At 57.3% G+C, this 415-nt stretch carries 1 protein-coding gene; it reads left to right on the top strand.

Annotation, left to right across the window (positions count from 1 at the left end; genetic code table 11):
- A partial coding sequence (locus ACODSZ_RS23160; protein ID WP_488928655.1) for a hemagglutinin repeat-containing protein occupies nt 1–415 on the top strand: 415 nt, incomplete at both ends.

Consider the following 415-nt stretch of genomic DNA (forward strand, 5'->3'; position numbering starts at 1 on the left):
CGGACAACGATATCAATCTCATCGCTGCTCAAAACACGGATGAACAGCATGGTGACCGGTCGTCGTCGTCGTGGGGAGTTGGCGTTACTGCGCAGTTTGGTACCAAGACCCAGTTTGGTTTTACGGCCAATGCGGCGGGTAGCCGGGGTAACAGCGATGGCAAGGACGTCGCCAACGTCATGACGCGGGTGCGTGCAGGCGGGCAGGTCAACATCGATTCTGGCCGCGATACGAATCTGATTGGCGCCACTGTCTCTGGTGCAAAGATCATGGCCAATGTGGGTCGTGACCTGAACATCGTCAGTGTGCAGGACACCAGTACCTTCAAGAGTCGGGATCAGAGCATTGGTGGAAGTGCGGCCATCGGCTATGGCTCTGGAGGCAGCTTCAATGCAAGCCGCAGTCGTGTGGATGC

This window comes from Herbaspirillum sp. FG34, from assembly GCF_057809315.1.